Here is a 25,750-nt window from a genome sequence, read left to right on the forward strand (position 1 = left end):
CGCGGCAGGTCAGCTCAGCCCGCGTTGGCGTTCAGCCAGGCGTACGGGTCGACCGGGCGCGTGCCATCGATGCGGATCTCGAAGTGCAGGTGTGACCCGGTCGAGGTGCCCGTGTTTCCGACGAGCCCGACGATGTCACCGACCTTGACGCTCTGCCCAGTGGCCACCTGGACCGACCCGACGCGCATGTGCCCGTAGACGCTGGAGACGAGGGCCCCGTTGATCCGGTGGTCGATGATGACGTGCACGCCGAGGCCGCTGCTGTCGGTCGGCACGATCTGCCGCACAACGCCGTCTGCGATTGACTGAATCGCCGTTCCGTCGCCCGGTGCGAAGTCGACGCCGAGGTGGTTCGTCGACGCGCCGGCTGTCGGCGCGGCGCGCGGTCCGAAGTAGTCGCTGATCGGCACGCCGAACGGGAACGGCCACTGAATCGCGCCCGAGGTGTTGTTGTTGAATGTGTTCGCGTGCCGCGCGTTCGCGAACCCCGAAACAGCGACGGCCGAGACGGCGGCAATGCCCTCGCGGGAGACACCCTGCGGCCCGGCCTCTCCCCCGGCAAGGGTCTGCACGTCTCCCGAAAGCAGCGCGTTGGTCGAGCTGACCGCTCGCGCTGCAGCAACGTCCTCTGACGACATCAGCGCTTTGGCCGGAACACTGGTTGCGATCGCCATGCCGGCCACCGCAATCATCGTGATCACGCTGAACGCTCTCGCCGCTGGTGATCGTCGACGACGCGGCGCGGATTTGGTGTGCGCGGAATCGCGGTGCGTGGAGGGCGCGAGTGGCGGCATCCGCAAAGCTGGTGACACAGCAGGAAGCGCAGCAGCTTCGGCCAGCACGCGCTCGTGCTCACGTTCTTGAGCCCTCAATTCGCGCCGGGTGAGCGGGCGAACATCAGTCACGTTTTCGGTGGCCTTCTTGGTGCGGCGGGCGGCGGGCTTCGTCACATGCCGTTGTTTCTGGTCGTGTTTTCAAGCACGGTCCGAACAGCGAACTCATCAAGGGTACCGGGGGGTTCCTGAAAGAGTGCTACACGCAGTTCTTCGGCGCCTGCTTGCTGCACCCGCCGCTGCACTCGCCCGCTGCACCCGCCCGCTGCACCCGCCGCTTGCGCCGCGAGCGCGCGCGACCTCAGCGGTCGATGACACCGAGCCGGTCCAGGATGGGCTCGAGTTGGTCGAACAGCCCGGGCTCCGCCGCAATGATCAGTGCCCGGCTGGCGGGAACACCGTGCATCCCGGCTACCCTGGCACCCGCTTCTGCGGCGACGAGCGCGCCGGCGGCGTGATCCCAGGGCTTCAGGCCCTTTTCGTAGTACGCGTCGAGCCGGCCGGATGCGATCGAGCACAGGTCGAGGGCTGCCGAACCGATCCGTCGAATGTCGCGCACGCTGCTGATCAGGTGGCTGACGGCATCCGCTTGCAAGGCGCGGCGCGCCGAGTCGTAGGAGAAGCCGGTGCCGACGAGTGCCAAAGAGAGCGTCTTTCCGGTCGGGACGGTGAGGCGCTGCGAACCGAGGTAAGCACCAGCCCCCGCGCTGGCCGTATACAGTTCGTCGGCGGCAGGGTTGAAGACGACAGCGGCCAGGGCGTTCCAGGTGTTGGTGTCCGGCTCGCCTTCGACGGCGGCGATTGACACCGCATACGCTGGGATTCCGTATAGGTAGTTGACGGTCCCGTCGATCGGGTCGACGACCCAGGTGAGGCCGCTGGACCCGCCGGTGGCCGCGCCCTCCTCGCCGAAGAAGCCGTCGTTCGGGCGCGCTTTTGCGAGCAGCGAGCGAATCAGTTCTTCGGATTCCCGGTCGGCGAAGGTCACGATGTCCTCCGGTGCAGTCTTGCTCGCCGCGACCTCGACACCCTGCTGGCGGCGCTTGAAGATCAGGGCGCCAGCGGTGAGCGCGGTCTTCCGGGCGAGGTCGAGCAGTTCGGATGAAGCAACAGAAGTCATGCCTTGATCCTATGGGGGCCATGAGTTGAGACGCCGCGGCAGAGGCGCGGCGACATTTGGCCTGCGTTTGGCGTGTCGCGCCGAGTGTGCTTATCCTCTTTGATATTCGAATATCTATTCGAGGGCCGTGTAACACGGTAATGGCGAGCGAGCAATGAGACGAGGGGATTGAGATGAGCATCACGCACACGGCAGAAGCTGTCACAATCTGGCTGGACAGCCGCGGTGTACCCGCGCGGATGGTGTGGGCCGGCATCCGCTATCGGGTGACGGATACGCCGACCCGGCTTGGTCCCGACCCCGACCTGTTGTTGAGTCCAGCACTCACTCACTTGCCTGCTCCCGTGAACGGGTGGCGCTTTCAGGGAACGACCGACGCTGGCGAGTCGCAGATTTTCGATGTTCGCCCGGCCGGTGCGCCCGAGGTATGGGAACTCATCCGCGTGATCGACTGAGCACCTACCGGTCGTCTCGGCCTAACGACCCGGCAGCTCTCCGACTCGCATGCTCGCTTGCGTGCATGCGCGCTTGCGCATCTACTCGCCGACGGCGCCGTCTATCGCTTCACGCAGCAGGTCGGCATGACCTGCGTGGCGGGCCGTCTCCTCGATCAGGTGCAGGAGCACCCAACGGAGAGTCCAATCGTCGCCGTTGCGTAGCTTGCGAACAGCGAGGTCGTCCAAACCATGTCCGGCAATCAGCGCGTCGTTCCTGGCGCATGCGTCGGCATAAGACGCGCGCAACCAATCCGGATCGTCGTCGAGTGCACTGTGCATTTCCCAGTCCGGGTCTCCGTCGAATGGGGCACTGTTCCAGGGTTCGAGCTCCGACTGCCCGAGAAATCGGTCAGTGATCCATGAGTCCTCGACGAGCCAGAGGTGTTTCAGCAGTCCGGCCAGCGTGAGCTCTGACGGTGGGTGCCTTCGGCATAACTGCTCTCGACTCAGGTCAGCGGTCTTCATCAGGACCGTCGCTCGCTGATAGTTCAAATACTCAATCAGTGATGTTCGTTCGTCGGCCTGCGGACCCGGGTCGATGCGCTTCATGCCGACCAGGGTGTCATGGTGCCGCTGCATAGGCAATCAGAACGGCGGCACATCTGATCCCTCGTCGCTTCTGTCGAGCGCACTCGGTGCGTCGGGCTCGCATTCGGCCGCGGGCTTAGGCTTCGCGTCGGGCTCGCGCCGCGGCATGATGCGATCGGGCCTGGTGTCTGGTGGATGTCGATCCCCGCCGGAATCGTCACTTGCGATCACACCTGGCGGTGTCGGGAGGTTGGTTTCGGGCTCGGTGCGGTAGGTGCGTCCAGCTGGCGAGGTCCATTCCAGGATTCCATTGCCGCGCTGTACGACTTGCCAGACGGTTTGGTCTTTCAGATGGTGATGTTTGGCGCATAAACACGCAAGATTGTCGTATTGGGTGAGTCCGTCGGCTTGCCACTGCCCGGTGTGGTCGATTTCGGTGTGCACGGCCCGGCGGGTGCAACCGGGGAATCGGCACATCCCGTCACGAATGCGCAACCATTGTCGCAGATCGGCCGGAACGCGATAGGAATCTCGACCCACTGAAAGCACGGCCTCGGTTTGCGGATGCGTCAGCAGCCGAGTGAAGCTCGGTGCGTGAGCGGCCAGACGCCGCGCGGTATCTGCGTCGATCGGGACGCAACCACTGAGGCTACCGGGCTCTTCGGTCAAACCCATCAGATTGAACACCGGCACGGTCACCATCACTTGCGGGCGAATCCGATCCAGCAGGTCCACGGGAAAGTCCAACGAGGCGAGCACCGGATCGGGATTCGCGCCCGATCTGCCCTCTGCGCCACCGTCGGCCGCACGCGGGTCGCCCACGCTGTCGCCGCCCGAAGGTTCCTCGCCTCGGCTGCCGGCGCTTGCCGGGTGGGAAGCGGCCAACCCTGGCACCCCGTCCAGCAGGAGCGCCGCCGCAATATCTGCGCGAAGTTGAGAGATCGTGCGAGGATCGCCGGCGGCACGCTTGGCGGTGGCGGCCCGCTGCAGCCGGTCATCGATTCCCTCGATTACCGCCGCTTGCCCGTACAGAGTCAGCCAGGACATGCCATCACGCCCGGGGTCCACGCCGATAAAGCGTTTCTCTAATGCCGTCTTCGTGCGCGCTTCGATGCTGTCGGGTTCCAACTGTTCACGAACCCGTCGCGCACGCACCCGCAGCCGACTCGCCGTCAAACTACCAGCCGGCCCAATCAGGGCGGCCTCAAGTTTGGCCCGGATGTCGGCATCCAGGCCGTGTGATTCTCCGACAATCACCCGCGCTTGCTGATAGCCGATGCGCCCGTGTCGCAACTCATCTAGCGTGTCCGGCAGTCCGTTCACCAGCAAGTCGCTTTCGCCGATGAGTTGGTCAGCCGTCGATTCCGGGATGTGCAGCGCGCACGCGATCTCTGCCACGAATGAGCGACGCGCCAACTCTGTCTGTCGCACCGCCGAGACGCCGAAAGGAACGACAGCATCCTCGTTGACCGTCGCCCATTGGTGCGCCTGCTCCACGAGTTCTGCGCGCCAGGCCATCAATGACGAGATCATCTTGTCGATCCCCACCAGCGAGGCGATGACTTCTGCTTGCACGTCACCGATCGCAGACTGCAACTTGGCTGCCTGTGGCCCCTCTACGATGATCGTCTCCATGCCTGTAGTCAACACCAGACCACTGACATTCGAACATCCGTTCCTACAACCACGACAAAATTGTGGAGGACTCACTGAAGCTCGCGATTGGGGAGGACGAGGCGGGCGGACAAGACACGAGCACGAGGCGAGCGAATAAGACAACACAGCAGGGTGGGAGAACGAAATAGGTGAACACGACGAGTGGTCAGGCTAGGAAGTCCAGCCAGGACGAGAAGACGACGGCACCGGTCGCCGCGTGGACGTGGCAACTGCGAAAACGGCGTTCGCAATCAGAAAAACCGGGGCCCCGACACTCACTTCCCGACAAGCGGCCGGGGCCCTCCGGCTTGATGGGGATTGCCACCTACCGCCCCTCGTCGGTGTTGTTGCGATCCCCACTTCGGACTCTACGAGGCGGCAGACAGCTCAGGTATCCGTATTAATGAGGACATCAGTTGTTTTCGTGCCCCCAGTTCGGGGCTACAGCGTCATGATCCGCTCGCGGGGGCATCTCTCAATGTGGAGTATCCCCTCCACCTCAACCCCAAATGAGGTCATGCCCCGTCCGCGTCGCCCGACGCGAACGGGGCATGTGTGTCTGAGCAATAGGCCTGAACGACAAGCCTGCGCGACGAGCGACAACCCTGAGCGATACGAACCCAGCGGGTGAGGGATTCGAACCCCATTTCGACCATCACGCGAGGCACCGCGGCCAGTTCACGGGCGTTTCGGTCGGTCGCCTGAGGTGCCCCATTGAGTTGTGAGCGTGAGATGCCCTCGGCGATGCCTTGCGATGCGTCGAGCGAGTCCGTATTATTGCGTGGTCGTGACCTGATCGAGGAGGTGAGCACCGTGAACACTGCAACCCAATGGGGTGCTCCTTCTTGCGTTTACGACTGCGCGACGATTTAGGTGTCGCCGAGGAGTGCTCCGCATAAGCATTCTCTCGAAAGGCACCATCATGCATCTGAATTTCGTCGCGGAGACCTCGTCGGAGGGCGTCGTCGACCGCAGCTTCACTATCGGAGAGGTTCCGGGCGTCTTATGGTCACCGGAACAGCCGACTCCGAACGCTCCGCTTCTGCTCATGGGTCACGGCGGTGGCCTGCACAAGCGGTCGCCGGGCCTGGTGGCTCGTGCCGTACAAGCAGTCGTGCGCGACGGATTCCACGTCGCGGCGATCGACGCACCCGGTCACGGCGATCGCGCCCGTTCGCGCCATGACCAGCAGTGGGTTGACGCCCTGCTGGATGCCCGCGACCGGGGTGAGCCGCTGGCTCCGATTATTGCGCCGTTCAACGATTCGCTGGCCGAGCGTGCTGTGCCGGAGTGGCGGATGACGATCGACGCGTTGCAGTCGCTCCCCGAGATCGGCACGGCTGCGCCGACCGGCTACTCCGGTATGACGACCGCCAGCGCGATCGGAATCCCGCTTGCGGTGGCCGAACCGCGCATCCGTGCGGCGATCTTCGGCGGCGTGTTCGTCTACGACACGATCCTGAAGGCGGCACGACACGTCACGATCCCGATCGAGTTCCTGTTGCCGTGGGACGATCCCGAAATCGATCGCGAGTCAGGCCTGGCGCTGTTCGACGCATTCGCGTCGCACGTCAAGACGCTCCACGCGTTCCCCGGATCGCACTTCCACGTGCCGACCGAGCAAATCGATACCCGGTTCTTCGCCCGACAGCTGGGCGTGAGGGCCTTCGGTGAAGCAACAAGGAACGAACCCAGGCCAGAAGGCTCACGGGTGTCGGCATAAACACCCTGAACACCGGGAACGTCGTGAACGTCGTGAACGTCGTGAACGCCATGAACACCCTGAACACCGGGAACTGATCACACGACCGTACTCGTGTTCACGTGCGGAGAGGTAGAGGTGCTCAACTTCAGCCTCTCCGCACCGGCGTCACCTGTCGTGAGACTCGGGCTCGCTCGACGTCGGCTCAGCCGATCGGTGCGGAACCCTGACCGATCGGCTGATCCGCCACCCCACGCCAACGACGACGCTGGAACCATGTCACAGATACTCACCTCCCTCGACTCGGCGCTCGCCGACGCCCGTCGCACTGCCTTCCGCCCCGTCCTCTCCCTCGTCTCGGCGTTTCTCGCCGTCAGTACCGGGATGCTCGTCTTCCTCGCCGGCGCGTCAGCTGCCGGCGCAGGGTTCGCCGACGCAATCTGGATCCGCTGCTCGCTCGTGCTCGGCAGCGCGATCGTTCTGCTCCTGTTCGCGGTCCGCGCCGCACGCGGCTCGCGCCCTGCATGGGTGCGGCTGTGCATCATCAGCCCCGTCGTCGTCGTGGCCATCGCCGTGATCGTGTCCATCCCCGGCTTCCTGCCGGACTGGGTGCGTATCGAACAGGCGGTGTGCGGCATCCTGGTCCTGCCCGTCGCGATCCTCGTGAATCTGCCGCGCACCCGAGCGCTCTTCCCCGCGAGGGCGTAGGGTCACGTTGTGATCGACCCACGCTGGCGGGCCACACTCGCCATTGCCCCGTATCTCGTGCTCGGGATGCTGATCACCTTCGTGCTCGTGACGGAATGGGGCTCCTGGTCGCGGCTGGTGCCGACGCTCATCTTGTGCGTCGCGTACGGGCTAGTGGTCTTCGTTATGCGGACGCTTCCGTTCGCATGGCGGGATCGTCCGGCCGTCGTGGCGGCATTCATGACCGTCGTGATCGCGTTGAACTTCGCCCTCGTGCTGCGTGGGGGCATGTTCGGGTTCCTCACCATCGCGACGTTCTCATTCGCGTATTCGATCGTGAAGTGGCCGTGGGAGCTGCTCGCAGTCGCAGCCACGGCGACGGTGGCGGGTCTCGCGCAGAGCTCCAGCTTCGGGGATGACGCCGCGGGCATCGCTGGGACGGTCGCCGTGGTGCTGCTGAACATCGCGGTGATGTGTGGAACGTCGCTCGGGCTGCACCTGGCCGAGGACAGCCTCGCTCGTGGGGCGACTGAGAGTGAGCGCGCACGGCTCGCTCGGGAAATTCATGACACGCTCGCACAGGGGTTCACCGGCATCATCACCCAACTGCAAGCCGCAGAGCAGGCCGTCGACGATGACACCCGGCGGCACCACACCGACGCAGCGCTCGCACTCGCCCGGGACGGCCTCGCGGAGGCACGTCTGTCCGTGCAGGCATTGCGGCCGGCGGCGCTCGCGAAGAGCTCACTGCCCGACGCCCTCGCGACCGCCACCCGAGGCTGGTCGGCGCGCACCGGCATCCCTGCCACGGTCACGACCTTCGGTACAACCCGGTCGCTCACGACCGAGACGGAGCTCGCGCTGCTGCGCACGGCGCAGGAGGCGCTGGCCAACGTGGAGCGGCATGCGGCAGCCGGGCAGGTCACGCTCACCCTGCGAATGGATGCCGGGCGCATCCGTCTCGAGGTGCGGGACGACGGCCACGGCTTCGACCTCGTGGACCGGCTGCAGCGACCGCCCGACGAGGTTGGCGGCTACGGCCTCATCGCGATGCGCGAGCGGCTTGCGTCGGCCGCAGGGGACCTTGTCGTGGAATCCCGTCCGGGTCACGGGACAGTCGTGCGCGCGGAGGTGCCGGCATGAACGCGGTGACCCTTCTCGTGGTCGACGATCACCCCGTTGTGCGCGACGGCATCGTCGGTATGGTGGCGTCCGCCGAAGACGTGAAGGTCGTCGGCGAGGCATCGGACGGCGCCGAAGCGGTCGCTCTCGCGCGGGTGCTCGATCCTGATGTCGTGCTCATGGACCTGCGGATGCCGCGGATGGACGGCGTCGCCGCCATCCGTGAATTCACGCGCCTCGGCATCCGCGGCCGCGTCGTTGTGCTGACGACGTTCGACGCTGACGCCGATGTACTGCCTGCAATCGGTGCGGGCGCGACCGGATACCTGCTCAAAGATGCCCCGCGCGACGAGCTGCTGCGCGCGATCCGCACCGCGGCCACTGGCGATGCGGTGCTCTCACCATCGGTGGCGTCGCGGCTTGTGGGCCGCGTGCGCACGCCGGAAGAGAGTCTGCTGAGCCCGCGCGAACTCGAGGTGCTCGCACTCGTGGCCGACGGCGCGACGAACCGGGCGGCGGGTGATCGGCTGCATGTCAGCGAAGCAACCGTGAAGACGCACCTGCTGAGCATCTACACGAAGCTCGGTGTCGGCGACCGGGCGGCCGCGGTGGCCGAGGGCTTTCGCCGCGGTCTGCTGGACGTGCCGGCGCGCTGAGCGCGCAGAACTCTTCCGGGCGATCGGATCTTCTCGATTTGAGCGCAGCCCGCTTCTCAGCGATTGTGGCTAAAGCATGGGCGCAGCCATCAACCAGGTAGCCGAATACCCTCAAGACTCCCTCGAAACGACGCCGGCTCGATGGCGCTTTGTAATGTGGCGGGTGAGGGATTCGAACCCCCGAATGCTGAGCAGTCTGATTTACAGTCAGATCCCTTTGGCCGCTTGGGTAACCCGCCGACGCGCTTTCGGCCACATGTATTCACCTGGCCGAAGGCGCTACACAAGAATACTCACCGCACGTCGTCTGGTGAAATCGGGCCTCCGTCGGGGTCGGCGTCGGCAGTCGCAGCCGGCGCAGTCGCGGCAGTCGCGCCAGCAGCCGCCGCAGCGGCCTCGCGCCTCCCTCGCAGAACGCGCGCGCCGATCAGCACGATCGCACCCAACACGATCACAATACCCGCGAGGATCAGCCACGGGGCGACATCCGACCCGGTTTCAGCCAGCATTGTCCCTGACAGAACGGTCCCCGCCACAACCGTCCCCGCCAGAACAGCGGATGCGAATACGCTCGAGGTCATCATGGGTTCCAGCATAGGACGCGACCGCGCAGCCAACCGGTTCACACCGCTCGAGCAACGCATCGAGGCTGCCGCCCATCGTTTGATCGCCCGTGCACCGACCAGCAGGGCGTGGGGCGCGTTCGTCGAGTTCCTGGTCTTCGGTGCAAAACAGGCCTGGGCCTGCATTTTCGGCGCCTCGCTGCTGCTCGCAATCGCCGCAGTTCGGCTCTGGTATCCGGATGACGCCTGGCTCGCTCGCAACGACGCTCTCACACTGACCGCGATCGCCATCCAGATCGTGATGGTGGCAACGAAACTCGAGACGCTCCGCGAACTCCGCGTCATCATCCTGTTCCACATCGTCGGAACGGTCATGGAACTGTTCAAAACCGACGTCGGATCGTGGGCCTACGACCCGGGCGGCGTGCTTCGGCTATTCTCGGTGCCACTGCTCACCGGCTTCATGTACGGCGCAATCGGTTCATATATGGTGCGCGTCTACCGACTGTTCGATCTGCGGTTCGCGCGATATCCGCGGCGCTGGATCACCGCCATCCTCGCCGCCGCGATCTACGCCAACTTTTTCACGCACCACTACGTGTTCGACGTGCGCTGGTTGTTGCTGGTCGCCGTGCTCGTCGTTTTCGGCCCGTGCGTCATGTACTTCCGCGTTTTTCGCAAGACACTGCGGATGCCTCTGGTCGCGGCCTTCGGTCTCGTCGCGTTCTTCATCTGGCTGGCCGAGAATCTCGGCACCTGGTCTCACGCGTGGACCTACCCAGACCAGGTCGGCGGCTGGGAGCCGGTGCCGCTGACGAAGCTGGTCGCCTGGTTCCTGCTGATGATCATCTCCGTCGTTCTGGTTGCTTGGTTATACCCGCCGCGGCCGCCGGGTGCCCTGACTACACTGGCAGGCATGGCAGATTCATCCTTTGACGTGGTCAGCAAGGTCGACAAGATGGAGGCGGACAACGCCGTCAACCAAGCTCACAAAGAGGTCGAGCAGCGCTACGACTTCAAGAACATCGGCGCTTCGATCGAGTGGAGCGGTGAGAAGATTCTGATGAAGGCGAACTCACAGGAGCGCGTCAAGGCGATCCTCGACGTTCTGCAGTCGAAGTTCGTCAAACGCGGCATCTCGCTGAAGAGCCTCGACCACGGCGAGCCGTACGCAAGCGGCAAGGAATTCCGCATCGAGGCGACCCTCAAGGAGGGCATCGAACAGGACCAGGCGAAGAAGATCGGCAAGGTCATCCGCGAGGAGGCGCCGAAGAGCGTGAAGAGCCAGATTCAGGGCGACGAACTGCGCGTGTCCTCAAAGAGCCGCGACGACCTGCAGGCCACGATCGCACTGCTGAAGGGCCAGACGTTCGACGTTGACCTGCAGTTCGTCAACTTCCGTTGACCCCCCACCCGCTGGTCGAGTAGCGCGCGAGGAACGAGCACGCGTATCGAGACCCCCCACGCGTCAACCCACCAGATCTCGATACGCTCGCTAGCGCTCGCTACTCGATCACCAAGGCGCCCCCCGCCGGTCGAGTAGCGCGCGAGGAACGAGCACGCGTATCGAGACCCCCCACGCGTCAACCCACCAGATCTCGATACGCTCGCTAGCGCTCGCTACTCGATCACCAAGGGGGGCAGGGCCGCCGCCGCGATGATCGCCGCGGCCGTTTCGCGGCCCACCCGGACAGCCCCGTCGACGTGCTGATAGCCCTTGCCTGCGACATCACTGCAGGAGAGCCAAATGGGGCCGACCGGCATCCGTAGATCGCTGCCGTACCGGGCGAGGCCGCCGAGGTCGAAGCTGGCGGCGTATGCGCCGCGCGTCCACTCTTCGCTGCCCCAATCGCTCTCGTAGTAGACGATCGGTGTCAGCGCCTTCTCACCGTAGTAGTGCGAGAGCGACTGAAGGATGCGACGCCTACGTTCGTCCGCACTCTCGGCGAATGCGCCGTCGGCTTTCTCGTCGGAGACGAAGCCGACGAGGGTGCCACGGTCGTCGCCGTAGCTCGTATTGTCGTACGCTTCGTGCACAAGTTCGTATGGGCTGAAGGCGGTGCCGGAGAGGCCGTCCTCGCGCCAGAACGGAGTCTCATAGACGGCGTGCACCTTGATGACGAAACCCATCGACAGATGCTGGTGCAACTGCTGCTGCCTGCGCGGCAGCGGCGGTGTGAACGCGATCCGGCTGATCAGCACCGGCGGCACGGCCAGCACCGCAAAGCGCGCCGCGACCTCGAGATCATCGGTCACTGCGGTGACGCCATCCGGTCCCCAGTGGAGCGCCCGCACGGGTTGCTCGAGGTGCACGTCGTCAGCGAGCTGCTCCGCCAGCAACAGCGGAACGCGCTGCAGCCCACCGACCACGCGCTCGTCAAGGATGAAATCGGCGTCGACGAGGTGGCTGAAGCTACCCGCGCTGGCCGCCATCAGCAGCGCCTGCAACGCGGAGAACGCGTAGGCCGGTTTGGTCAACATGGCTCCGGCGATGAACATGCCGATGTTGTCCTGCGCCTCCACGTCGTCGGTCTGCGTCTGCAACCAGCGGCTGAACGAGATCTCGTCGAGCGCCTTCGCCCGCGGATGCGCCCACGGCCGATCCGGATCGATCTCGGCAACCAGAGCGTCCAGTTTCTCAATCAGACTGACGATCTCCTGCTCGGTGCGCGGCGGCACAGGAAAGATCTCGCCGTCGAAGCGGTGCAACTCGCCGTTGCGGTCAAGATAGACGTTCTTCCCGTCACGGTAGCGTGAGTACGTCTCGAGCCCGAGTTCGCTCAACGTGCGCTTCAACGCATCCTGATCGGGCGAGACCCATTGGCCGCCGATTTCAAGCGTTGCCCCGTCGATGTCGTTGGTCCAGACCCGCCCGCCTACCCGGTCGCGAGCCTCGAGCACCGCGACGCTCAAGCCTGCCTTCTTCAGCTCCGTTGCGGCGGTGAGACCGGATGCGCCGGCCCCGACGATGACGACATCTCGACTGATCGTGGACATGAGTGCTCCTGTGCTGATCTGGCGGCCGGAACGACCGTCCCGCCAGGTCCATGCTATTCCTGCCGGTTCACCGCGCTACGCGGCCACCTGCTACGCGGCCACCGGCTCCGCCCGCGGCCGCAGGGCAAGCGACGCGAACGCGGCGACTACTGCCACGGCAATCATGATCCAGCCCACCAGGTGGAACGAGTCGACCACTGCACTCAGACCAACGCCGGTTGCGATCATCGAGCCGAGGATGCTGACGCCGACGGAACCGCCGATCCGCTGCGTGATATTGAACAGAGTGTTGCCGTCGGCAAGCTCACTGTCTTCCAGCGGCGCCAGCATGGACATCAGCAGCGGAGTCGTCACGAACCCGATGCCGATGGCTCGCCCGCAGAGCATGATCGCGGTCACCCACAGCGGTGTGTCAGGTGCAATCAGCACCAGGAAAACACTCGATGCGGCCAACGCTGCAAAGCCGACGACAACCAGCACCCGCAGTGAGATCCGTTTCGAAAGCACCTGCCCGAGGGCGGTGCCGAGTCCCATGACAATGCCCTGCGGCAACAGTGCGAGCCCGGTCTCCAGGGCGCTGTAGCCCTGCAATGACTGCGTGAACACGGGAATCAGAAAGATCGTGCCGAACGTGACGACAGAACACAACACCTGAAGCAGCAGGGCGAGCGCAGAGTTGCCATGTCGAATCATCAACAGGTTGACGACCGGGTTCTCCCGACGCAGAGCCCAGAACGTGTACCCGACCAGCAACACGACTCCGACGCCGAGCGGCAGGTATGAATCCGGTGAGTTCCAGCCGTCTGCCGTTCCCTGTGATGCACCGTACAGTGTTCCGGTGACGCCAAGGGCAAGTAACAAGAATCCGATCGGATCGAACCGGGTCCCGGGCACCGTGGGCGGTCCCGCCGACTTCGGAACGCGCACGAGCGTGAGCAGACCAAAGATGCCAACGGGGATGTTGATGAGGAAGATCCACCGCCATCCGCCGCTGCCGATCAGCAGACCACCGAGCGTTGGGCCAAGCGACGGGGCCAGAAACAGCACGAGCGCCGCCCCGATCGGAAACTTCTCGCGTGCGCTCTTGTCCAGCAGCATCCCCATCGCCAGCGGCACGAGGGGCGCGCCCGCGAAACCCTGCAGCGCGCGGAAGGCGATCAGCCAGTCAACGCTGGGTGCGATCGCACACACCGCAGAGGTGACCACGAACGCGAGCATGCTGAACAGGTAGATTCGCAGGGTTCCGAACCGCTTCGCCAGGTAGGAGGTGACGGCCAGGCCGATGCCGAGCGCGAGCAGATATGCGCTGACGACCCACTGAACCTGATCGAGCGGGGCTTTGAACTCGGTGGCGATGTCTGGAATCGCCACGTTGACGACACTCGAGTCGATCATGCTCAGCATCGGGCCGATCAGCAGGCCGAACCGCGCGACCGCCCCGAGGCGGCTCTGCGAGGCGACGGATGTCGACCCCGGCATCTGAGCGGATGTCGACACCTCAGCGCCCTGCTGTTTCTGTGACGTGAGTCTCCGCGTCGGCGAGCGCAGCACAGGGCGAGCTGATCATGCTCCGACGGTACTCCCACCCCGGCTTCATGACATTCGAACGCCGCCTGCGACGTAGCCGCGGAGCCAGCGTGTCAGTTGCCGAAACGCCTCCTCGCGCACGGACTGTTCGGACAACATGATGTCGTGCAACGCCCCGTCGAAACGGGCAACGGTCACTATCGGCCCGAGTTTCAGTGCGCTGCGCGCGATATCGTCGACCTTCAGCACGATGTCGCTTCGCAGCATTGCCGGCGTCCAGTGCGGCAGCAGCGTCGACTTAGCGGACAGCATCGTAAACACCGGCGCGTCGATCGCCAGCCCGATGGCCACCCGTGCATGCCCGACCAGAATGGCGTTCAGCCAAGCCGGCCGCACCGCGAAGGCGCGTTCAGGGCGCCACTGCATGTTGTACTCCCACTCGCCGTCCATCGCAGCGGACACCGAGCGACTGTAGAAGCCGAAGTCGAGGGACGGCATCCTGGCCAGCGGATCGACGCGCGCACCGAGCCCGACCAGTGGTGCGACCACGGTGCGAGCCGGTGCGCTCGCCTGGAACTCCAGCCAGGGGCTGTTCAAAATCACAGCGGATGCCACGCCCGGATTTCGCTCCGCCCACAAGCTGAAGATGAGGCCGCCCGTCGAGTGCCCCATCACGATCAGCCGCCGGTTGCCACCCATCGCTTCGCGTGCTGCCGCGATGTCTTCGTCGTAGGTCGCAAGGTCGGTGATGAAACCCGGAGTCTGGCCCTCGCGCAGACTGCGACCGTATTTGCGCAGGTCGAGAGCGAAGAATCGAGCACCCGCCCGACTGAAAAACTCCGCGAGATGCCGCTGAAAGAAGTAGTCCGACCAGCCGTGCACATAGAGCACGTCGGTGCCGGCAGCAACCGGGCGGCCGAGTTGCAAGCGGAACGGCGGCACGTGCCGCACGAGAGTGGCGACGACCTCACCCTCGTTGTCGCTGCCGAGCGGCAACGTGAGTTGCTCGAAGTGCTTGCCGAGAACATCCGGTTGCCACTCCTGCTGTGTCGCCGCTGACGCCATGGCCTCAGCCTACGAGGTCGGATCTCGGTCGCGGCCTTTCGGGTACGAGCGGGGACGGAAAGTGGTCTCGATGCGCCGGCTCGCCCTTGGACTCCGCTCAGGGACCGAAAACTCGCGGGCTACTCGACCAACGGGAGGGGCAGCAGCGCGCTCAGGGAGCGGGGGTTGGCGGACGCGGATTGGAGATGCGCACCATCTCGTCGCGCGGCACAACCTTGATGCGGGTGCGACCTTCGGCTTCACCCAACGCGAGCTCATGCTGGTCGAGGTTGTGCCAGCCGTCGAGGTTGGTGTACTCGATTCCACGCTCGTTCAGCATGGTCAGAACCGATTCCTCGCTCGGCTCAGCGGGTGCCCACCAGTTGCCCTGGTCGTTGATGATGTGCTGCACGGTTTCCATCGCGTCCGACTTCGTGTGGCCGATCAGACCGACGGGCCCCCGCTTGATCCAGCCCGTCGCATAGACCCCATAGAACTGCTCGTTATCGCTCTTGCGCAGCACTTGGCCCTCGCGGTTCGGGATGATGCCGTGCTTTTTGTCGAACGGAACACCCGGCAGCGGCGACCCGAAATAACCGACCGCCCGATAAAGGGCCTGAACCGCGGTCTCGCGCAGCTCTCCGGTGCCCATGACGCCGCCATGACCGTCTGGCTTCGTACGCTCGTAACGGATGGCCGCAACCCGGCCGTTCTCGTCGCCGACGATCTCGACCGGTCGCGCAAAGAAGTGCAAGTGGATGCGCCGACTCGCGCCGCCGGTCCCTGAGCTTGCCGAAGCGCGCTGCCGCCACTGCTGCAGGATGCGGTCGATCACCATGACTTGCTTGTTGCTGGCGATCGCGGTGCGTGCTGCGTCGCTGTAGTCGAAGTCCTCGTCGTCGAGGATCATGTCGACGTCACGCAGCTCGCCGAGTTCGCGCAGCTCGAGCGGTGTGAACTTGACCGAAGTCGGCCCGCGCCGCCCGAAGATGTGCACGTCCGTCACCGGCGACGACTTCATGACATCGTATACGTTCGGCGGGATATCGGTCGGCAGAAGGTCTTCGGCATGCTTGGCGAGCATTCGCGTGACGTCCAGTGCCACGTTGCCATTGCCGATCACCGCGACGGAAGCCGCCGTGACGGGCCAGGTGCGCGGCACATCCGGATGCCCGTCATACCAGCTCACGAAGTCGGCGGCGCCGTAGGAACCCTCGAGGTCGATGCCGGGGATGCCCAGGTCGACATCGTGCACGGCGCCGGTTGCAAAGACGACCGCGTTGTAGTGCTGCTTGAGATCATCGAGTGTGATGTCTTCGCCGTAACGCACGTTGCCGAACACGCGGATCACTCCGCGGTCGAGCACCTCCCGCAGTGCCGTGATGATGCCCTTGATGCGGGGATGATCCGGCGCAACCCCGTAGCGCACGAGCCCGTACGGCGCCGGCAACTGCTCGAACAGGTCGATCGACACATCGAAGTTGCGCTCGGCGCGCAACAGAATGTCCGCGGTGTAGATGCCGGCCGGTCCGGCTCCAACGATCGCCAGTCTGAGCCTGTTCATAGAGTCCTTCACGATCAGCTGGAACGCTCGACAATCGTGTCTGCGAAGCGAGAGAGAGCCTTCTTGACGGGGCCTTCAGGCAACGGCGCCAAGGCCGCAACGGCTTGGCGCGCCCACTCGTGTGCTTCGGCGAGCGTTTCGGTGGTGACGTCGTGTTCACGCAGCGCAGCCACGGCGCCGGTCACGTCGACATCGGCGACATTAACGTCGGCCGGAGCGCCGATGACTTCAGTCTCGAGGCGGTGCAGCAGTGCGGCAGCATCGGCGTCCCGAGGGGCGCGCTCTCGCAGCTTCAGCAACGGCAGTGTCGCAATACCGGCACGCAAGTCGGTTCCGGGCATCTTGCCCGTCGTTTCGGCCGCAGAAGTTAAGTCGATCACATCGTCGATGAGCTGGAAGGCCACGCCGATCTTCTCGCCGAACATCACCACTGGGGTCTCGTAAGCGCTCGAGGCATTGGAAAACACGACGCCCATCTGGGCTGCGACGGCGATCAGCGACCCGGTTTTGTCGGCAAGCACACCGAGGTAGTGCTCGATCGGGTCCTCGTCGGGTTCCGGGCCGATCGTCTCATGCAACTGGCCGAGGCAGAGCCGCTCGAACGTGTCGGCCTGCAACCGGATCGCCCGTTCGCCGAGGTCCGCCACCAGTTTGCTGGCGCGAGCGAACAGCAGATCGCCGGTCAGCACGGCGACGGAGTTGCCCCACACCGTCTGAGCGCTCGGCACACCACGCCGCATCAGCGCGTCATCCATCACGTCATCGTGGTACAGCGACGCCAGGTGGGTGATCTCCACTGCCTCGGCCGCGGTGATCACTTGCGGCGTATTTCCGTCGCCAAGCTGTGCAGTCAGCAGCGTGAGCATGGGCCGCACGCGCTTGCCGCCGGCCTTCAAGAGGTAGCGAGCGGTGACATCCGCCAGTTGGTCCGCGTAGCGCATCTGCGCGTGCAAGCCGAGCTCGACCGTGTCGAGCCCGGCCTCGATCGCCGCAGCGAACGCCTTGTCCTCGCCGGACGCGAAGATGCGTTCTGTCAATCCGAATTGGCTCGCAAGTGTGCTGCCGCGCCGCATCAGCGGAATCGATGGCGCCACTACTTCCCCTTTGTTTCCGGTCGGGCAGGCTTGGGTTGTGTTTTGGGCCCGGCAGGCTTCACGCCGCGATGCAGGGCCACGATTCCGGCTGTCAGATTGCGGTAGGCGACGCTTGTGAAGCCGGCCGCACGCAGCCATCCACAGAGCACGCTCTGGCTCGGCCAGTCGCGGATCGATTCCATCAGGTAGTCGTACGCATCCGGGTTCGACGATGCCAGGCGCACCAACGCGGGCATCGCGTAGCGCAGATAGCCGAAGTAGCCGGTGCGGATCAGCGTTTGCGGGGGGCGGGAGAACTCACAGATGACGACCCGGCCGCCGGGCCTCAGCACGCGATAGAACTCGGCAAGTGCTTGCTTCGGGTTTTCGACGTTGCGCAGCCCGAACGAAATCGTGACGGCATCGAAACTGGCGTCGTCGAACGGGAGTTGCGTCGCATCCGCTTGAACGAATTCGATGAACGGGTTGGATGCGTGGCGCAGACGACCCACCTCGATCATGCCCGCCGAGAAATCCGCAGCCGTGATGAACGCCCCATTGTGGCTCAGCGCGGCACTGGACGTGCCGGTGCCCGCCGCCACATCCAGGATGCGTTCACCCGGTTTCGGGGCGACCGCACGCGTCGTGGCCACTCGCCACAGCGACGCGTTGCCCATCGACAACACGGTGTTGGTGCGGTCGTAATGGGTCGAGACCGTGTCGAACATCGCCGCGACCTGCGACGGCTGTTTGCTGAGGTCGGCCTTGCTCACAGATTCAAGCTTAGTTGGGGTTTCGCGAGGCGCTTGCCTGAGCTCCCGGGCACCAGCTCGCGCCGTGAAGGTCGTAAGCGGGGCGGGTAGCATGAGCCCATGACGGGGACATCGTTGTTCTGTCGATGGTCCGCAACGGCTGCATCCGCCGCGGCCGTGCTGCTGACGATGGCTGGTTGTGTTGCGACATCGTCCGTGACGCCACCGTCCGCCTCAATTGCGCCCTCACCGGCGACACCGAGTTCCAACACCGTCCGAGCGGGCCACACCGTGCGACTCTCGTGCACCGATGGCACCTCAGGGACCGCACCAAGCGGCAACATCGACGCCACGATCGGCGGGGTCACCATCCAAGGCGTCTTCGGTAACGTGCACGGGACTCGCACCGACGAGTTCAAGATGGGTGTTCCCAAAGGAGACACTCTCTACATCGTCAAGGCTCCGACCTGGCTCAAGGCCGGCGCCACTGCGACCATCGGTTTGTCGGCGGCGTCCGACGGATATCTGGCTTGGGTGCCCGCAGGGATCTGGACGAGTAGCACGGGCGGTGTCGACCTGACGCCGTGGCTGGCGTCCAAAGTGATCATGGACGGTTGCGCCGATCGTGATGTCACCTATCTGGGCGGTCTGCTGTCCACCAACCCAAATATCTGTCTGACGCTTCACGTCGCCGACGCAACCGGTGAAGCCCAGGATGTTCGTGTCGGGTCCACGGCGAACTGCGGATGAGTGCTGCCGCTCAGCCGACTTGCCAGGGGTCGGTGATCTCGATTCCGGTGCCCTGGAAGTCTTTGACATTGCGCGTCGCCAAGATCGCGTTGTGGTTGCGGCAGATTGCAGCGATCTGCGCGTCGAATCCGTCGATCGGCGCGCCGGCGCGGTCACGAGCGCTCACGATGGTGGCGTAGTGAAGGGCTGCCGCTGAATCGAAGGGAAGGATGTATTGGCCGAACGCGGCAAAAACCTCGTCGGCCGTGATCGCGAACTGCTCCTTGCGACGACCAGCATCCAGCCTCTCGATGCCGTAGCGAACCTCTGCCAGCGTGACCGCGGTCGTGTAGAGCTCACGTTGTGACTGCGCGCGTACCCAGTCCGCGACAACCCGTGCCGGGGACGGCCTCATGAGCTCTGAGATCACATTTGTATCGACGACGATCACGATGCGAGCTCGGCGGCCCGGGTGGGCGTTACACGCACAGGCAACTCCAGCTCGACACCGCCGAGGGCGCCGAATCGGTCAAGCACAGCCGACAACAGGCCTTCTGAAGATTTCGGCTCGTTCACCGCTGCAATGAGGATCGCGCGGATCTCGGCTTCCATCGACCGACCATTCTCGGCCGCGCGGACGCGAAGACGCTCCTTGACGTCGTCATCAAGATCTCTGACGCTGACTGCCGCCATCCTGACCACCTCCGTGCTATCAATGCTAGCACTTTGCCACGCGACGGCCGGTCGCCGTTTCGCTGACAACGTGACTTCAGGCATATCACCGGGCCGGGTACACACGCGACGAATGTGCTACGCAGTCGGGACCACCCGCGCTCCGGCGGCCTTGGCACCGGAGCGCAGTCGTCTGTCCCAGACTGCGAACAAGGTATCCGCCGCTCCAACGGCAAGGAGGCTCGCCAGATGCACAGCGTCTGCACCGCGCAGCGCATGCGCACCCGCAAGCTCTCCGGCGTGCATGGTGATCGTCTCGGTCAACGCAACCGGTCGGGTCGTGGCCCAGAACTCCTCCCACGCCGCCTCGGCACGGCGCTGATCGTCGGGCTCCAGCCGGTGATCGCGACCAGCAGCCGCCAGCGCGGCACGTACTTCCGGATAGGCCAGTCGCGACGAGACTGCGGCATCGCAGCCGTCCCAGAGCGCGGCGGCCACCTCGCTGCCGTCTTCCTCGACCAGCAGCTTGACGAAGGCGCTGCTGTCGAAGTACACGATCGCCATGCTCAGCGTCGCTGATCACTGACTAAATCAGCCACGGATCCGCGAGCGTGGACGCGCGTTGCGCCACGCGCAGTAGGCCGCCCCGCACGAGCCGGCTTGCCCAATATCCCGGCCTGGGTGAGCTGTTCGATCAGGGGCGCGGTCGCTACCGATGAAAGGCGCGCAACGGGTATTCCTCTGTCAGTAACGATGATCTCGTCACCGTCACGCGCGCGCTCTACCCAGCTCGCCAACTCCGCCCGCAGCTTACTGATCGTCACGTCCATGCCCCTAACGTACAACACTCTTGCCATGAGTTGTACAGAATGGTCTTATGGTGGACTGACCCTGCGACCCCGCGCGAAACACAAGGCTGTTCTATCCGGCCGTTCCACGGTCGGGCTCATCAGCGAGCGTGCGGCCCATACCCAGTTGCCGAACAGAGTGCCGAGCCGGATTGCCATTTGCGCTGGAGAGGACATTGCGCGACGGACCGGATGCCCTTCGCGATCCGGTCCGGGCCAGCGTGCATAGTCCGGTCCAGCGTGAACCCCTGTGCCTGTTCGTGGGCACGAGGTCGAACAGTCCGCCGTGGCTGGCGTCCAAAGTGATCATGGACGGTTGCGCCGATCGTGATGTCACCTATCTGGGCGGTCTGCTGTCCACCAACCCAAATATCTGTCTGACGCTTCACGTCGCCGACGCAACCGGTGAAGCCCAGGATGTTGGTGTCGGGTCCACGGGGAACTGCAGTTGCGTGCCGGCGGTCAGATGGTGACGGCGATTTTTCCTCGTACCTGGCCCGATTCGAGGTAACGCATTGCGTCGGCGACCTTCTCGAGCGGGAAGGACCGGTCCACGCTCGGTGTGATGGTGTCCTGCTCGACGAGATCGGCAAGCTGTTCGAGGTCGCTGCCGCATTGAACGCACATGAGCATGGCCAACCGTTGGCGGATGAACGGTGACACCGCCACGGCTCGGAGCTGACGGCTCATGCCGGTCAGGTTGCCGCCGTGCTCGCCGCCGGCGATCACGGCCGTTCCGGTAAGGGTAAGCGCTCGGCGCAGCCGCGCGAGAGTCGGATTGCCCGCGATGTCCAGGATCAGGTCGTACCGTTGCGCAGCATCCGCGAAATCAGTTCGGGTGTAGTCGACGACATGGTCGGCGCCGAGCGATCGCACAAGATCGACCTTCGCGGTGCCGCACACAGCGGTCACGGTGGCGCGGAATGCTTTGGCCAGCTGCACGGCAAAGGAGCCGACACCACCGGCCGCGCCAGTGATCAGGACGTTCTGCCCTGCTTCGACGTGGCCGGCATCACGCAAGCCTTGCAGGGCCGTGAGCCCGCAGACTGGAATTACTGCGGCTTGCGCGAACGTTATGTTGGACGGCTTGCGGGCCAACTTGCCCTCAGCTGCAGCGACATATTCGGCGAACGAACCGCTGCCGATGCCGAAGACCTCGTCTCCGATTGAGAATGCGCGCACTGCCGAACCGACCTCAACGATTGTGCCGGCGAGGTCCTGCCCGATCACGGTGCTCTTCGGACCTCGCAACCCCAAACCGAGACGCATGAGGTACGGCTTGCCGGTCATCAGATGCCAGGTCGCCCGGCTCAGGCCAGCAGCGTGCACCTGCACGAGTACCTCGTTGTCGGCAATCGTGGGTCGGGCGATGCTCTGCACGTGAAGCGCATCGGCCGAGCCATAGCGTTGCTGGACGACGCCTCGCATGGTGACTGGCGCAGTACCGCTGTCTGTCCGCGGCACCTGGGTGTGCGCCGTGATCGAATTCATGGGTTGTTCCTTTCGAAGATCTCATTTCGTACTTAGTACGATGAAAGTATCGTACTAAGTACGAGAATGCAATAGGCTAGGTGAACAATGTCCCAAGAATTGAGCGAACGTCCTCATACCCGCACGCCGCTGAACCGCGAACGCGTGCTGCGTGGTGCCGTCACGATCGCTGGAGAGAGCGGAATCGGGTCACTGACCATCCGCTCGCTCGCCCAGACGCTCGGCGTGAAGCCGATGTCGCTGTATCACTATGTTTCGAACAAAGACGAGATCCTCGACGGCATCGTCGATCTCGTCTTCCAAGAGATCGAGCTGCCCTCTCTGGAAGGCGAATGGCGCCCGGAGTTGCATCGATGGGCGCACGGCGCCCGCCGAGTGCTCAGGCGGAACGCCTGGGCGATCACGCTCCTCGAATCGAGAACCACACCGGGCCCGGCAACCCTGCGGCACCACGACAGAATCATCGGCGTTCTCCGTGGCGGCGGTTTCTCCGTCAAAATGACCGCGCACGCATACGCGCTCCTCGACAGCTACCTCTACGGATTCGCACTGCAAGAGGCGGCCCTGCCATTTGAGGGCCGCGACACCGCAGCCGGCGTCGCCGAGCCGATGATGCAGCTGTTCGCAGCCGGCGCTTACCCGCATCTCGTTGAGCTGGCGACCGACCACGTGCTGCAGCCCGGGTACGATTTCGGCGACGAGTTCGAGTTCGGGCTCAACCTGATTCTCGATGGGCTCGCCGCGGCTGTGGCAGGTGACGCTCTTGGTGTGAGCGAACACGGCACCCCAGCGTAGGCTGATCTGGTGACCGCAATTGCAACCGGCGTGCGGGCGCTGAGCGTCGAAACCATCCCCCTCGACGACGTGCGCCAGCTCATTCCATTTCTTGATGCCCGTCATCCGCTCCTATGGCTACGTAAGGGCGAGGGCATCGCGGGCATCGGCGAGGCGTTGCGACTCGAATTCTCCGGCCCCAATCGAATTGCGGATGCCGCTGTCGCGTGGCATGAATTGCAGGCGACCTCTGAGGTGCAGGACCCGATCGCACTGCCCGGCACCGGCCTGATCGCATTCGGCACGTTCGCGTTCGCGGCCGTAAGCAATAGCACGAGCGTGCTGATCGTGCCGCAGACCATCATCGGGCGCCGCAACGGGCGCAGCTGGATTACCCGGGTGCGGCCCGCGGAGGACGGATCTTCGTACGCGCCCGTGCCCGGTCCGACTCCGTTCGGCGCCGAATACCGCTTGACGATGCTTCCCGGAACGCTGAGCCCCGACGGCTACACCGACCTCGTTCGCTCTGCGCTGACTCACATCGAAGCGGGCGCCGTGAACAAGGTCGTTCTCGCCCGCGACGTCCGCGCCCACCTGCCGTTGGAGTCCGACGTACGTCGCGCCCTGGTCGAACTCGCTCTCGGCTACCCGGACTGCTGGACCTACGCCGTCGACGGTCTTCTCGGCTCGAGCCCCGAAACGCTTGTGCATGTGCACCGCGGTGCGGTCGACGCGCGCGTGCTCGCCGGAACGATTTCGCGAGGCCAGGGCGCGGCATCCGATCATGAAGCCGCCGTGGCGCTCGCGACCAGCCCGAAAGACCGCGATGAGCACGACTTCGCAGTGCGGAGCGTGCTTGATGCGCTCGCGCCGCACACGGCGACGCTGACGACGAGCGAGATGCCGTTCACGCTGAAGTTGCCGAACCTGTGGCATCTGGCGACGGATGTCTCGGGTCGGCTCACCGACGGATCGAGCGCTCTCGACCTGGTCGCCGCCCTGCACCCGACGGCGGCTGTCGCCGGAAGCCCGACGGATGCCGCGCTCGCGCTCATCGACGAACTTGAACCGTTCGATCGTGGCCGTTACGCCGGCCCGGTCGGCTGGATCGGTGCGGATGGTGACGGCGAATGGGCGATCGCGCTGCGCGGTGCCCAGGTCGAGGCCAACGGCGACATCACGGCCTACGCCGGCTGCGGCATCGTCGCCGGTTCCGACCCCGATCGCGAGTTGGCGGAGACGAAGATGAAGTTCCGCCCCGTCAAAGAGGCGTTCGGGTAATTCAGCGCCGCCGCATCCGAGCGCCCAGCGCCGCCGCAACAACAACCAATGCAATCTCGCCGACTGCGACAACGACTAGTACTAGTCAAGTCGGCGGCCTCGAAGGAGGGCGCGGTCAGCTGCCGGGGTCGCATGAATCATCGGGGCCGTGATCGGGATACTCTCCTCCCCGGGGCGTTCCACCATGCGAATGAAGACCGCCTCGGTCGTCCCGCCATGAACGATAAATGGTCTGGACTCCTCTACTTGCGGCGGAATATCGGTCGCGATGTGCGAGCGGCCCTCAGCAATTTCGATGACATCAATTCGTAGCCGCAACGGCGGCGGATAGCACTAGTGATTGAGGACGTGCCGGCAGCGAGCCGGAGCGCCTGGTCGCAACAGTGATCCTCCGGCCCGGCGTGATCCTTCAAAATTGCGCGCCGCGCCGTTCGACTATCCGAACGTCGTCAGATCGACGACGCCGACCACCAGAAACCAAATCCCGGCACGCTAAAAGCCATCGTCTCCCGGCAAGAGGCGAGCGTCGTCAATCTGAGCGACGCCCAATACTCGGTCGCTGCGCTAACCGAACTTAGGCCCGACGCCAATATGGCGACAAATCCACGAGCACATCCACGATCGGTATGGCCGCTGCGTGGGCAGTTGGGATGCTCGGACCTCCAGCGGCCCCACCTCCAGTGCTGTAATGGAGGCTCGCGTTCCCTATACCAAAACGAACGACCGTTGTGGTGTTGTCCGGCATTTCAAGTTCCATCATCGCTCCATACGCCGAAAACGACTCTGAAAGCACACGATCGGAAGGGCCAGTTCCCAGCGCCCGGTCACGCAGACCAACAAATACCAGCCGTACACGATCTTTGCCGGGTCGCTCGGTGTCGCTAGCGAATACTGACGGCCAGTAGATCGCGTCGACCGTCGTCATGTTCTTGACTTAGTCGGCCCCTTCCGTCGCGGGCGGCCGCTCCCACCGAAAGGCGTCGAGCACCGCCGTGAGTTGGTGATGGTAGGTCCCGAGCCACGCGGCCGTCGAGACGCGGCTGACCCCTTCCTGCTCGACGCGGATCGATTGCCAGCGCCAGGGGAACTCCAGGTTGTCCACGCGGACGGCCCCAGCTTCGCGGACAATCGTGATCTCGGATGCCAGGGAGACCTCGGGCCTCATGCTCACCGCCACCCGTCCTCGCACTACGCCTGCGAACGCGAGCTCGGCGCCGATGCTGAGGTCGGCCGCCAGCGGGTCGCGCTCGGTCGCTGCCGCCACCATGGCCGGTTCACCGAGCAGGCTGCGCATCCAGTGCAGGGGTAGGAGTCGGCGTTCACGAGCGCCCAGCCGCCATGCTCGGGCGTGCCGCAATGAGCGCGGATCGCAGGGGTTCAAGCAGGTGACGGTCGCGGCGACGTCGAGCAGGCGCCCGGGCGCGGCGGAGCCGACGAACGCGCGCAGACAGGCCTGGAGCGGGTGATAGTAGTAGCGAAAGGCATCGAACGCCGTGCGCCTGGTTCACTCCGCGGCCGCCAGCACCTCGCGAGCCTCGGACGCGTTAATGGTCATCGGGTTTCCGACAGCACGCGTTTGCGGGCCCCGAGCGCGGCGATCGTCCAGCGCGCACGCTCGGACTGCGGCGGCACCA

26 protein-coding genes, 1 tRNA gene and 1 pseudogene are annotated in these 25,750 nt (G+C 64.7%); 10 read left to right on the top strand and 18 right to left on the bottom strand.

The genetic code is table 11. The features are described from left to right. Positions 1-14 precede the first annotated feature (14 nt). Together QU604_RS18815 and QU604_RS18820 are read right to left on the bottom strand one after the other, a co-directional pair. On the bottom strand, positions 15-950 hold the full coding sequence (locus tag QU604_RS18815; RefSeq protein ID WP_308466133.1) for a M23 family metallopeptidase: 936 nt from the start codon (positions 948-950) through the stop codon (positions 15-17). Positions 951-1,134: 184 nt separating this feature from the next. Beyond that, positions 1,135-1,953, bottom strand: coding sequence for an inositol monophosphatase family protein (locus QU604_RS18820; protein WP_308466134.1), 819 nt, complete (start codon positions 1,951-1,953; stop codon positions 1,135-1,137). 173 nt (positions 1,954-2,126) lie between these two features. Between QU604_RS18820 and QU604_RS18825 the strand changes: the two genes are divergently transcribed. Next, positions 2,127-2,408, top strand: a complete 282-nt coding sequence (locus QU604_RS18825) for a hypothetical protein (RefSeq protein ID WP_308466135.1) — start codon at positions 2,127-2,129, stop codon at positions 2,406-2,408. Between the two features lie 81 nt (positions 2,409-2,489). Here QU604_RS18825 and QU604_RS18830 read toward each other — a convergent pair whose 3' ends face one another. Together QU604_RS18830 and QU604_RS18835 are read right to left on the bottom strand one after the other, a co-directional pair. Beyond that, positions 2,490-2,999 carry a DinB family protein gene (locus QU604_RS18830; protein ID WP_308466136.1) on the bottom strand — a complete coding sequence of 170 codons (510 nt, stop codon included), beginning with the start codon at positions 2,997-2,999 and terminating at the stop codon, positions 2,490-2,492. 36 nt (positions 3,000-3,035) lie between these two features. Continuing rightward, on the bottom strand, positions 3,036-4,688 hold the full coding sequence (locus QU604_RS18835) for an HNH endonuclease signature motif containing protein (protein ID WP_308466137.1): 1,653 nt from the start codon (positions 4,686-4,688) through the stop codon (positions 3,036-3,038). An 868-nt stretch (positions 4,689-5,556) separates the two neighbouring features. Here QU604_RS18835 and QU604_RS18840 point away from each other — a divergent pair. The 4 genes from QU604_RS18840 (at position 5,557) to QU604_RS18855 (ending at position 8,801) form a co-directional block, all read left to right on the top strand. Further along, the gene (locus QU604_RS18840; RefSeq protein WP_308466138.1) at positions 5,557-6,357 is read left to right on the top strand and encodes a dienelactone hydrolase family protein; all 801 of its coding nucleotides are present in this window, start codon (positions 5,557-5,559) and stop codon (positions 6,355-6,357) included. A 255-nt stretch (positions 6,358-6,612) separates the two neighbouring features. Continuing rightward, complete coding sequence (locus QU604_RS18845) at positions 6,613-7,044, top strand: hypothetical protein (protein ID WP_308466139.1); 432 nt, start codon at positions 6,613-6,615, stop codon at positions 7,042-7,044. A gap of 9 nt (positions 7,045-7,053) precedes the next feature. Further along, the gene (locus QU604_RS18850; protein ID WP_308466140.1) at positions 7,054-8,166 is read left to right on the top strand and encodes a sensor histidine kinase; all 1,113 of its coding nucleotides are present in this window, start codon (positions 7,054-7,056) and stop codon (positions 8,164-8,166) included. Continuing rightward, the gene (locus QU604_RS18855; protein WP_308466141.1) at positions 8,163-8,801 is read left to right on the top strand and encodes a response regulator; all 639 of its coding nucleotides are present in this window, start codon (positions 8,163-8,165) and stop codon (positions 8,799-8,801) included. Before QU604_RS18850 ends, QU604_RS18855 begins: the two co-directional genes overlap by 4 nt. A gap of 157 nt (positions 8,802-8,958) precedes the next feature. On the opposite strand, the gene QU604_RS18860 is transcribed toward QU604_RS18855, so the two are convergent. Then, positions 8,959-9,040 (bottom strand) — tRNA-Tyr (locus QU604_RS18860). 54 nt (positions 9,041-9,094) lie between these two features. Next, positions 9,095-9,385, bottom strand: coding sequence for an LPXTG cell wall anchor domain-containing protein (locus QU604_RS18865; RefSeq protein ID WP_308466142.1), 291 nt, complete (start codon positions 9,383-9,385; stop codon positions 9,095-9,097). Between QU604_RS18865 and QU604_RS18870 the strand changes: the two are divergent. Together QU604_RS18870 and QU604_RS18875 are read left to right on the top strand one after the other, a co-directional pair. Next, a pseudogene (locus QU604_RS18870) lies at positions 9,384-10,262 on the top strand (DUF817 domain-containing protein); the annotation flags it as partial. The gene QU604_RS18865 and the pseudogene QU604_RS18870 sit on opposite strands and share 2 nt — an antisense overlap. 18 nt (positions 10,263-10,280) lie before the next feature. Next, positions 10,281-10,769 carry a YajQ family cyclic di-GMP-binding protein gene (locus tag QU604_RS18875; protein WP_308468975.1) on the top strand — a complete coding sequence of 163 codons (489 nt, stop codon included), beginning with the start codon at positions 10,281-10,283 and terminating at the stop codon, positions 10,767-10,769. A gap of 215 nt (positions 10,770-10,984) precedes the next feature. Here the strand turns inward: QU604_RS18875 and QU604_RS18880 are convergent, their stop codons facing one another. From QU604_RS18880 to QU604_RS18905, 6 genes are all read right to left on the bottom strand, one after another. Further along, a complete protein-coding gene (locus tag QU604_RS18880; protein ID WP_308466143.1) occupies positions 10,985-12,361 on the bottom strand; it encodes a flavin monoamine oxidase family protein in 1,377 nt (458 codons plus the stop codon). Between the two features lie 90 nt (positions 12,362-12,451). Next, positions 12,452-13,858 (bottom strand): DHA2 family efflux MFS transporter permease subunit, encoded by a 1,407-nt coding sequence (locus QU604_RS18885; protein WP_308466144.1) that lies wholly within the window; start codon positions 13,856-13,858, stop codon positions 12,452-12,454. Positions 13,859-13,954: 96 nt separating this feature from the next. Beyond that, positions 13,955-14,953: an alpha/beta hydrolase gene (locus QU604_RS18890; RefSeq protein WP_308466145.1), complete on the bottom strand. Its 999-nt coding sequence runs from the start codon at positions 14,951-14,953 to the stop codon at positions 13,955-13,957. Positions 14,954-15,104: 151 nt separating this feature from the next. After that, positions 15,105-16,496 (bottom strand): FAD-dependent oxidoreductase, encoded by a 1,392-nt coding sequence (locus QU604_RS18895; protein WP_308466146.1) that lies wholly within the window; start codon positions 16,494-16,496, stop codon positions 15,105-15,107. Between the two features lie 14 nt (positions 16,497-16,510). Further along, positions 16,511-17,569, bottom strand: coding sequence for a polyprenyl synthetase family protein (locus QU604_RS18900; RefSeq protein ID WP_308468976.1), 1,059 nt, complete (start codon positions 17,567-17,569; stop codon positions 16,511-16,513). Between the two features lie 20 nt (positions 17,570-17,589). Next, positions 17,590-18,342 (bottom strand): class I SAM-dependent methyltransferase, encoded by a 753-nt coding sequence (locus tag QU604_RS18905; protein WP_308466147.1) that lies wholly within the window; start codon positions 18,340-18,342, stop codon positions 17,590-17,592. 99 nt (positions 18,343-18,441) lie between these two features. Here QU604_RS18905 and QU604_RS18910 point away from each other — a divergent pair, with 99 nt between their 5' ends. Continuing rightward, complete coding sequence (locus QU604_RS18910) at positions 18,442-19,071, top strand: hypothetical protein (RefSeq protein WP_308466148.1); 630 nt, start codon at positions 18,442-18,444, stop codon at positions 19,069-19,071. Positions 19,072-19,081: 10 nt separating this feature from the next. Here QU604_RS18910 and QU604_RS18915 read toward each other — a convergent pair whose 3' ends face one another. The 5 genes from QU604_RS18915 to QU604_RS18935 form a co-directional block, all read right to left on the bottom strand. After that, positions 19,082-19,501 carry a type II toxin-antitoxin system VapC family toxin gene (locus tag QU604_RS18915; RefSeq protein ID WP_308466149.1) on the bottom strand — a complete coding sequence of 140 codons (420 nt, stop codon included), beginning with the start codon at positions 19,499-19,501 and terminating at the stop codon, positions 19,082-19,084. Beyond that, on the bottom strand, positions 19,498-19,743 hold the full coding sequence (locus QU604_RS18920; RefSeq protein ID WP_308466150.1) for a FitA-like ribbon-helix-helix domain-containing protein: 246 nt from the start codon (positions 19,741-19,743) through the stop codon (positions 19,498-19,500). Before QU604_RS18920 ends, QU604_RS18915 begins: the two co-directional genes overlap by 4 nt. Before the next feature lie 117 nt (positions 19,744-19,860). After that, a complete protein-coding gene (locus QU604_RS18925; RefSeq protein ID WP_308466151.1) occupies positions 19,861-20,277 on the bottom strand; it encodes a type II toxin-antitoxin system VapC family toxin in 417 nt (138 codons plus the stop codon). Between the two features lie 11 nt (positions 20,278-20,288). After that, positions 20,289-20,579, bottom strand: coding sequence for a type II toxin-antitoxin system Phd/YefM family antitoxin (locus QU604_RS18930; protein ID WP_308466152.1), 291 nt, complete (start codon positions 20,577-20,579; stop codon positions 20,289-20,291). 453 nt (positions 20,580-21,032) lie between these two features. Next, positions 21,033-22,061 (bottom strand): NAD(P)-dependent alcohol dehydrogenase, encoded by a 1,029-nt coding sequence (locus QU604_RS18935; protein ID WP_308466153.1) that lies wholly within the window; start codon positions 22,059-22,061, stop codon positions 21,033-21,035. A gap of 87 nt (positions 22,062-22,148) precedes the next feature. Between QU604_RS18935 and QU604_RS18940 the strand changes: the two genes are divergently transcribed. Both QU604_RS18940 and QU604_RS18945 read left to right on the top strand, forming a co-directional pair. Continuing rightward, the gene (locus QU604_RS18940) at positions 22,149-22,856 is read left to right on the top strand and encodes a TetR/AcrR family transcriptional regulator C-terminal domain-containing protein (protein WP_308466154.1); all 708 of its coding nucleotides are present in this window, start codon (positions 22,149-22,151) and stop codon (positions 22,854-22,856) included. 9 nt (positions 22,857-22,865) lie between these two features. Further along, positions 22,866-24,116, top strand: coding sequence for an isochorismate synthase (locus tag QU604_RS18945; RefSeq protein WP_308466155.1), 1,251 nt, complete (start codon positions 22,866-22,868; stop codon positions 24,114-24,116). Between the two features lie 934 nt (positions 24,117-25,050). Here QU604_RS18945 and QU604_RS18950 read toward each other — a convergent pair. Continuing rightward, positions 25,051-25,410 carry a hypothetical protein gene (locus QU604_RS18950; protein WP_308466156.1) on the bottom strand — a complete coding sequence of 120 codons (360 nt, stop codon included), beginning with the start codon at positions 25,408-25,410 and terminating at the stop codon, positions 25,051-25,053. Positions 25,411-25,750: the final 340 nt, after the last annotated feature.

This window comes from Rathayibacter sp. SW19 (assembly GCF_030866825.1).
Taxonomy (GTDB): Bacteria; Actinomycetota; Actinomycetes; order Actinomycetales; family Microbacteriaceae; genus Rathayibacter_A; species Rathayibacter_A soli.